Origin of the sequence: uncultured Microbacterium sp. (assembly GCF_963521695.1) — a bacterium.
Taxonomy (GTDB): domain Bacteria; phylum Actinomycetota; class Actinomycetes; order Actinomycetales; family Microbacteriaceae; genus Microbacterium.
The window spans coordinates 1-8,001 of sequence record NZ_CAUQWC010000165.1 but is presented as its reverse complement, the minus strand read 5'-3'; the positions used below and the strand labels follow the sequence as shown (position 1 = coordinate 8,001).

At 71.9% G+C, this 8,001-nt stretch carries 8 protein-coding genes; 1 reads left to right on the top strand and 7 read right to left on the bottom strand.

From position 1 onward, the window contains the following. Positions 1–108: 108 nt before the first annotated feature. Genes RWP81_RS12045 through RWP81_RS12030 form a run of 4 tightly spaced genes read right to left on the bottom strand, consistent with a single transcriptional unit; the run spans position 109 to position 3,505 of the window. A complete protein-coding gene (locus RWP81_RS12045) occupies positions 109–963 on the bottom strand; it encodes an NAD(P)-dependent oxidoreductase (protein WP_314456416.1) in 855 nt (284 codons plus the stop codon). Beyond that, the gene (locus RWP81_RS12040) at positions 960–1,736 is read right to left on the bottom strand and encodes an enoyl-CoA hydratase-related protein (protein WP_314456414.1); all 777 of its coding nucleotides are present in this window, start codon (positions 1,734–1,736) and stop codon (positions 960–962) included. Before RWP81_RS12040 ends, RWP81_RS12045 begins: the two co-directional genes overlap by 4 nt. Then, a complete protein-coding gene (locus RWP81_RS12035) occupies positions 1,733–2,494 on the bottom strand; it encodes an SDR family NAD(P)-dependent oxidoreductase (RefSeq protein ID WP_243224125.1) in 762 nt (253 codons plus the stop codon). Before RWP81_RS12035 ends, RWP81_RS12040 begins: the two co-directional genes overlap by 4 nt. Before the next feature lie 45 nt (positions 2,495–2,539). Continuing rightward, entirely contained in the window at positions 2,540–3,505 is a 966-nt protein-coding gene (locus RWP81_RS12030; protein ID WP_314456411.1) for a hypothetical protein, read from the bottom strand. 140 nt (positions 3,506–3,645) lie between these two features. On the opposite strand from RWP81_RS12030, the gene RWP81_RS12025 reads away from it, so the two are divergent. After that, entirely contained in the window at positions 3,646–4,146 is a 501-nt protein-coding gene (locus tag RWP81_RS12025; RefSeq protein WP_314456409.1) for a GNAT family N-acetyltransferase, read from the top strand. Between the two features lie 40 nt (positions 4,147–4,186). Here RWP81_RS12025 and RWP81_RS12020 read toward each other — a convergent pair whose 3' ends face one another. The 3 genes from RWP81_RS12020 to RWP81_RS12010 form a co-directional block, all read right to left on the bottom strand. Then, positions 4,187–5,551, bottom strand: coding sequence for a carboxylesterase family protein (locus RWP81_RS12020; protein WP_314456407.1), 1,365 nt, complete (start codon positions 5,549–5,551; stop codon positions 4,187–4,189). Beyond that, positions 5,548–7,206, bottom strand: coding sequence for an ABC transporter ATP-binding protein (locus RWP81_RS12015; protein WP_314456405.1), 1,659 nt, complete (start codon positions 7,204–7,206; stop codon positions 5,548–5,550). The genes RWP81_RS12020 and RWP81_RS12015 overlap by 4 nt, the downstream gene beginning before the upstream one ends. Positions 7,207–7,268: 62 nt before the next feature. Then, positions 7,269–8,001, bottom strand: a 733-nt coding sequence (locus RWP81_RS12010; protein ID WP_314456403.1) for an ROK family protein, incomplete at its 5' end; no start/stop codon positions are given.

The following is an 8,001-nucleotide window of genomic DNA, read 5'->3' as shown; positions in this document are numbered from 1 at the left end:
CGCAACAGCCCCGCCCCGCGCGCCACCGCACCACGCCACCGCAGCGCGCCCCACCCCCGGCGCCGCACGCACGTCCCCGGGCTCGTCGCAGAGACCGGAACCCCCGCGTCAGTCCAGGAAGATGTCGGGATACATTGCCTCGTCGGGCGTGCCCGGCACGGCGGCGTAGCCCGCGAAGTCCGTCACCCCTGCGGCGAGCAGCACGTCTTCGACGATGAGCGTCTGACCGGTCCGCTCGCGCGAGGGGGCGCACAGCACCTCGTACGCGGCATCCGCGTAGATCTCGGGCGTGCGCGACACGCGCATGAGCCGGTCGCCGCCGATGACGTTCTGCACGGCCGCCGTCGCGATGGTCGTGCGCGGCCAGAGGGTGTTCGCCGCAATCCCGTCCGAGGCGAACTCCGCCGCCAGGCCGAGGGTCGCCATCGTCATGCCGAACTTCGCGAGGCTGTAACCGGTGTGCGCCCCCAGCCAGCGAGGCGTGACGTTGAGAGGCGGTGACAGCGACAGGATGTGCGGGTTCGCGGCGTCGCGAAGCTGCGGCACCGCCGCCCGCGACAGCAGGAACGTGCCGCGGACGTTCACGTCCTGCATGAGGTCGTACTTCTTCGTCGCGAGCTCTTGCGAGCCCGACAGGTCGATGACGCTGGCGTTGTTGACGACGATGTCGATGCCGCCGAACTCTCCGACCGTGCGCAGCACCGCCTCGGTGATCGACGCCTCATCGCGCACGTCGCCGACGATCGGCAGCGCCTGTCCGCCCGCCGCGCGGATCGCCTCGGCCGCGGTGTGCACCGTGCCCTCGAGCTTCGGATGCGGGGTGTCGGTCTTCGCGAGCAGCGCGACGTTCGCGCCGTCGCGGGCCGCGCGGAGCGCGATCGCGAGGCCGATGCCGCGGCTTCCGCCCGACATCAGGATGGTCTTGCCGGCCAGTGGGGCGCCGGACGAGGGCGACGTGCTCATGCGCGTCCTTTCGCGGAGGCGGTGGCGAAGGCGGCGACACGCGCCCGAGCCTCGGGGGTGTCGAAGGCTGCGCCGATCGTCGCAGCCTCGTCGGCGAGGTTGTCGGCGAAGGAGCGCCCTGCGCCGACGCGCACGAGTCGGGTCGCCTGACCGAACGCTGCGGTCGCCCCTTCGCGCCAGAACCGCGCGATCTCGTCGACCCGCGAAGAAAGATCTCCGGATGCCACGACCTCGGCGACCAGTCCCCAGTCCCGCGCCTCCGCGGCCGACAGCATCCGATCCTGCAGCAGCAGCTGCAGAGCCCGCCGTTGGCCGATGGCCGCGGGCAGGAGCGTCGACACGCCGAGGTCGGGGGTGAGCCCGATGTTGGCGTAGCGACTGACGAAGCGGGCGTTCTCGCTCGCCACGACGTAGTCGGCGGTGAGCATCAGCCCGAGCCCGCCGCCGGCGACGGCGCCCTGCACGGCGGCGACCATCGGCAGCGGAGCCTCGGCGAAGGTGCGGATGCCGTCGTGGATCGCCTCCGCGGTCTCGGTGACCTCCCGACCCGACGCGCCGGTCGTCGACATCGCCACGACGTCGCCGCCCGCGCAGAACGCGGGGCCGTTGGCATCCAGGATCACCGCTCCGATGGACGGATCGCCGGTCACCTCGTGGGCGACGGAGCGCCAGCGACGAGCCATGGGGAAGTCCATCGCGTTGAGCGAAGCGGGGCGGTCGAACGTGACGCGCGCGAGCCCGCCCTCGACGTGGAGCAGGATGCCGTCGGTCATTTCGGTGCCATCCGGATCGCGCCGTCGAGGCGGATCGTCTCGCCGTTGAGGTAGCCGTTGTCGACGATGGCGAGCACCAGACGCGCGTATTCGTCGGGGGCACCGAGGCGGGAGGGGTAGGGAACCTGCTGGCCGAGCGAGTCCTGCGCCGCCTGCGGCAGCCCCTTCAGCATCGGCGTCTCCATGATGCCGGGGGCGATGGTGACGACCCGGATGCCGTGGCGGGCGAGCTCTCGCGCGATCGGCAGCGTCATCGCGTGCACGCCGCCCTTGCTCGCCGCGTACGCGGGCTGGCCGATCTGTCCGTCGAAGGCCGCGACGCTGGCGGTGTTGACGATGACGCCGCGGTCGCCGCCCTCGGCGGGGTCGGTCCGCGCCATCACCGCCGACGTCTGGGCGACGACGTTGTAGGTGCCGATGAGGTTGACCCGGATGACGCGCTCGAAGTCGGCCAGCGCGGAGGGCACGCCCTCCCGGTCGAGCACCTTGGCGGGAGGCGCGATGCCGGCGCAGTTCACGACCACGCGCAGGGGCCCGGCTTCGGCGGCGCGGGCGGCGGCGTCCGCGATCTGGTCGGCGTCCGTGACGTCGGCGGCGACGAACGAGCCGCCGAGCCCCTCGGCGACGGAGGCGCCGTTCGAGGAGGGCAGGTCGACGATCGTGACGTTCGCGCCCGCTGCGGTGAGACGGCGGGCGGTGGCCAGGCCCAGGCCCGAGGCACCGCCGGTGACGAGGGCGGAGGCTCCTGCGATATCCATGCGTTCTCCTTCGAAGCTGAAACCGGGTCCCACCCTAGTCGAGACTCAGGACCGCGCCGAGCGTCTCGGAAAGCGCAGTCCGCGCGACGGGTGAGTGCGGATCGCGGCCGTCTCACTGCCGTCAACGAGCAGGATCGTCTGCTCCGGTTCCCACCCGTAGGCCGACCGCAGACGATCCCCGAGAACGGCGGCGGCGTTGTCCAGGGTGATCTCGACACCGCTCGGCACGTCGACGGCATCCGGATGCAGTTCGCGCGCCGCGGTGCGTAGTTCAGCGAGGAGGGTGCGCATGCGGTCGGGACCGTAGGCGGCGGATGCCAGGTCCCAGTCGCCGATGACGACGGCCGCGCCCACCGGGCAGGGTTCCGGCCGCTCGGTGGGCGGCGGACCGGAACGGAGACGCACGACGGCGAACCCGATGAGCAGGACGGCCAGCGCCCCGAGGATCGTCGCGGGGGCGTACGAGAACGCGGCGAGATACACGGCGGAATCCCATCCGGCCGCGGCCCCCACCACCACGCGTGCGACGCAGTACACCGCGTACACGGCGGTGGTCCACGCGATGAGGTGGAGGGGTCCGCGGGCCGGCACGTTCGAGCGGAACGCCGTCCACGCGGTCACCGCGCATGCCGCCGCCAGGGCGAGCGCCTTCACCGTCAACGAGCCCGGGAGGGGCACCGTCGCCGAGACCACGGCCACCACGAGGGCCAGTCCCCCGGCCATGAACGACGGGCCGACGGCCCGTCGGCCGTCGAGCGTGCTGAGCGCGACGAACATCAGGGCCGGAGCGAGGACCATCGCCACATCACCCATCACCAGACTGAGCGAGCCGCCACCCGCGCCGTAGATGAAGTACATCGCACTGGAGCCCACCGCGCACACGCCCGACACCGCCGCGAACCGCAGGAACAGGGTGATCTCCCCGGGGGTGCCGACGCGCGGCAGCGCAACGAAGAGCACCGTCGCCGCGACCGCGACGCTGACCGCCAGCAGAACGAGCGACAGCCCCATGACACCCCCTCGTGCCATTGTGCCCCGCCACTACCCGGGGTCCACCCGCATTGACGGGGCGATTGCCTGTGCATTGCCCGGTCGCGACGCGCGGCCACCCTCCCCGCCGCGGACAGATCTTCCGCACGTAGGCTCGTCGCGTGAGCGAGCCACGGTTGCGCATCGAGCAGGTACACGTCGATGATCCGCGCGCGGTCGAGCTGCGCGGCATCCTGGATGCCGACCTCGACGAGCGCTATCGCGACGCCGATGCCGGCGACACCCCCGCCCTCGCCGCGAAGCGCGAAGCGGCCCTCGCCGTGCACCCCGAGCAGGTGGTCGCGACCCTCCTGGCGGTGGATGCCGACGACACGCCGCTCGGACATGTGATCCTCCGCCGCCTCGGCGACGAGTGGGAGCTCAAGCGTCTCGTCGTCGTCGGGTCGGCCCGTCGGCGGGGCGTCGGTCGCGCCCTCACCGCCGAGGTGGTCGACCTCGCCCGCCGCGGCGGCGCTGCGCGGGTGATCCTGCAGAGCGGGCGGATGCAGCCGGAGTCGCTGCGGCTGTACGCCGCCGCCGGATTCACGCCGATCGCGGTGTACGAGCCGTACGTCGAGACGATGCCGCGCTCGCTGTGCTTCGAATACGTGTTGAGGGAGTGAGGACGGATGCCGGGTGGCGGGACCGGCGGCGTCACGCGGGTCACAGCCGCTCGCACCTCGCACCCGCCGCCGCAAGAACGGATCTCAGGCGCGGATCGCTCGTAGACAGCAGGCGCGGATCGCGGCCCCAGTGGAAGACGCCCTGCTCCGCGGGCCGCCACGCGGGCTGACTCGAGGGCCGCCCGTCCCGCGCGAACGAGCCCCAGGCATCCATCATCCGTCGGGACAGAACGGCCGCCTCGGCCGACGGGCTCACCGCCGTGCCGAAGACCAGCGGCAGCTCGCCGGAGTGGCCGGGGTCGACGTCGTGGAGACCCCAGGGATCGAACACGTACGTGTAGGTGGGACCGTGACCGCGCGCGGTGGCAACCCGCTCGACGGGTAAGCGGTACATGACCTCCGACAACACGGCCTCGCGCAGCTCGCGCACGGTCGGCACGCGGCCACGGTCACCCTCGTAGGCCCCCGTGAGATCCCGGAGCCGGACCCGCGGGGCGACGGCGCCCAGAAGGTCGTGGAGGGCGCGCGTCTCATCCGTCTCGTCGCCCATCCACGACAGCGCCTCGCGGCGATTCGACCCGATGAGCAACGGGATCGCGAAACCCGCCCCCGCCGCCATCGACTCCAGCGGACTCCTGTGGAGCAACCGGTGGTCGATGACAGGCCGGAACGGCAGCGAGTCGATGGCGGCGGACGCCGAACGCTCCGCGATCATGCGGGTCTGAGCCCCGATGAGGGAATCGACCGACATTGCGCGCAGGCCCTCGGCAGACGGTACCCCGGCAACGCGCGCCAGCTCGTCGCGGACCCCCGCGGCCTCCTGTAGCGTCATCGCCCGTTCAGCTGTGCAGCTGTGGGCGATCGCCCGGTGGAACAGCGACTCCCCCTGCACGGTGGCCAGCAGCGTCAGCACGTCGACTCCCCCGGCTGACTGACCCATGATCGTCACCGCGTCGGGGTCACCGCCAAACCCGGCGATGTGCGCCCGTACCCACCGTAGGGCGGCGATCTGGTCGTGCAGCGCGGCGTTCGAGGCATCCGTCCCGCCCGTGATCCCGTCGGCGACGAACAGATGACCGAGCGCGCCGAGGCGATACTGCACCGCGACGACGACGAGCCCCTGCGTGGCCGCGAGTCGGGCCCCGTCGGTGACCGGTTCCGCGGCACTCCCGCTGATGTGCGCCCCACCGTGGATCCACACGAGCACGGGGGCGGGGGGACCCGGCACCGACCAGATGGTCAGGTGGAGACAGTCCTCCGAGGCCAGGACATCCGCTTGCGGCGCGGGTCCAGCGAGACGCGTGGAACACGATGGATCGAGCACGGGAGGACCGAATCGCTCTGCACGGGCGTACCGTATGCCGCGGACGACGCGGACCCCCGCCCGTCGGCCGAGCGCGGTCATCTCGTCGACTCTGCCCGCTGCAGCATCGTGCGGTAGTAACCGTCGACCGCGGCGAGGGTCTCGTGGTCGCCCTCCTGCGCGATGCGCCCGCCCTGGAGCACGACGATGCGATCCGCCTCCCGGATGGTCGCCAGTCGATGGGCGACGATCAGGGTCGTGCGGCCCGCCCGGAGCGTTGCGAGCGCCTCGTGCACGGCCGCCTCGGACTCGCCGTCGAGCGCGGCCGTCGCCTCGTCGAGGAGAAGCACACGTGGATCGCGCACCAGGGCGCGCGCGATCGCCAGCCGTTGACGCTGACCTCCCGACAGACGTGCGCCGCGCTCTCCCACGACGGTGTTCCACCCCTCCGGCAGCTCCCGCACGAACCCGACCGCGTTCGCCTCCTCGAGCGCTCGCCAAACGGCCGCGTCGGCGAGATCCGGCAGCCCGTAAGCGACGTTCTCGCGGATCGTGGCGGCGAACAGCACCGGATCCTGGGGCACGACCGACACGAAGCGTCGGAACGTGCGGCGGTCGATGTCGCGGAGATCGTGCCCGTCGATGAAGACCCGACCCCGCCCGGGTGCCATCAACCCCAGCGACAGATTGAGCAGGGTCGACTTGCCCGACCCCGACGGACCGATGAAGGCGATCGTCTCGCCGGGGTGGACGATCAAGTCGATATCGCGCAGCACGGGCTCCCGCGTATGGGCGAACGTCACGCCCTCGAACCGGATCTCACCCACCACGCGATCGAGCGCGGGCTTGCCGTCGTCGTGCTCCACCTCGTCAGCGGTGAGGAGTTCGTTCATCGATGAGACGGACTCGCGACCGCGGGTGATCAGCGGCGCGAGCTGGAAGACCGCGACCATGGTCGCGGTGAGGAGCCCGAAGTAACTGCCGAGCAGGACGACGTCTCCTGGGGAGACCGGCACCACGCCGGTGAGTGCGGCGAGCACGGCGCCGAAGAGGCACGCCAGGCTGAGCATCTGGAAGCTCGCCCACGACATCGCGCCGAACCGCCCGTTGAGGCGATCGAGGTCGAACCCGGCAGCGCGCACGTGCTCGGCACTCGAGGTGACGCGTTCCACGGCGACCGCCTCGAGGCCGTGGGCCCGCGTGACCGACAGGAGCGAGCCCATTTCGCTGATGCGCGTCGACAGGCGCTCCACCTCTCGGCGGAACCGTTCGTTCGCAGCCGACGTCCGCGATCGCAGCCACCGGATGAGCGCGACGGCGATCGGGACGGCGACGGCGAAGAAGACGAGGAACACGGGAGCACGCACCGCCATCGTCACGCTCGCGCCGACGAGGACGGACACCGCAGTGAGGATCGGGGCGAAGCTCTGCTGCAGCATGAGTTCGACGTTCTCGACATCGCGGACGAGCTTGGTCTGCGCGAGCGCGCTCGCCGACCGGGAGTGGTACGCCAGCGAGAGCGTCTGCAGACGGTGGGTGAGGCTTCGGCGGAGATCGGCGCCGAGCCCGCGCACGGCCGAGAAGTACGCCCGCACGTAGACCGCGTTCGCGCAGACGTTGACCGCGACGACGCCGACCGCGAGGAGCCCCCACGGGAGGAGAGCCTCGGCGTCGGCATCAGCGATGAGCAGATCGATCACCTCGGCGGTGACGATCGGCAGCACCCACAGCGGACTGTCCTTGATCACGAATGCCACGGCCGCGAGCGCTATGCGGGCGCGGTGCGGGCGCAGATACGGCCGTAACGACCGCGCCACCGTCACGACGGCACGGGTGCGGCGAGGGCTTCGCCCATACGCAGCGCCAGGGCCGCGGCCCCCAGGAGAGGGCCCTCGTCGCCGAGTCCGGAAGGTGTGACCCGCACCCGTCGGGCGTAGGGGAGGATCGCGTCGCCGCGCGCGGCCAGGCGCACGATGTCGACGTAGTCGGCGCGGACGCGGGAGAACCCGCCGCCGATCGCGACGGATTCGAGGTCGAGCAACGTTGCGACGCTCGCAACGGCTTGGCCGACCATCCGGGCGGACCGTCGTGTCGCCTGTTCAGCCACGGAATCGCCGCGGAGCACATCCCGTGCGAGATCCTCGCCGCTCGTCCCCTCCCACCCGCGTGCTCGTGCCCACCGCACGGCGGCGGGGCCGGAGGCCACTGCCTCGAGCGTGCTGCCCTCAGCCGAGCCGGCCGGCTCGCCGAGGTGCACGTGCATCTGCCCGATGTGACCGGCGTTGCCCGACGCGCCCGCGAGCGGGCGCCCGTCCGCGATGATCCCTCCCCCCACTCCCGTGGAGACGACCACGCTCATCGACACCTCGCTGCCGCGCGTCGCACCGAGCCAGCTCTCGGCCAGAGCGATGCAGGTGCCGTCCAAGCGCAGGACAGCGGGAACCCCCGCGACGTCAGCCACGATGTCGCGCACCGGGAGACCCCGCAGCAGCGGCAGGTTGTGCGGGCTGATCGCCCCCGCGACGAGGTCGCCGGGTCCCGCCGAGCCGACG

Excerpts from the sequence above, each read along its gene's own strand:
- RWP81_RS12045 (WP_314456416.1), bottom strand. The coding sequence starts at position 963 with ATGAGCACGTCGCCCTCGTCCGGCGCCCCACTGGCCGGCAAGACCATC.
- RWP81_RS12040 (WP_314456414.1), bottom strand. The coding sequence starts at position 1,736 with ATGACCGACGGCATCCTGCTCCACGTCGAGGGCGGGCTCGCGCGCGTC.
- RWP81_RS12035 (WP_243224125.1), bottom strand. The coding sequence starts at position 2,494 with ATGGATATCGCAGGAGCCTCCGCCCTCGTCACCGGCGGTGCCTCGGGC.
- RWP81_RS12030 (WP_314456411.1), bottom strand. The coding sequence starts at position 3,505 with ATGGGGCTGTCGCTCGTTCTGCTGGCGGTCAGCGTCGCGGTCGCGGCG.
- RWP81_RS12020 (WP_314456407.1), bottom strand. The coding sequence starts at position 5,551 with ATGACCGCGCTCGGCCGACGGGCGGGGGTCCGCGTCGTCCGCGGCATA.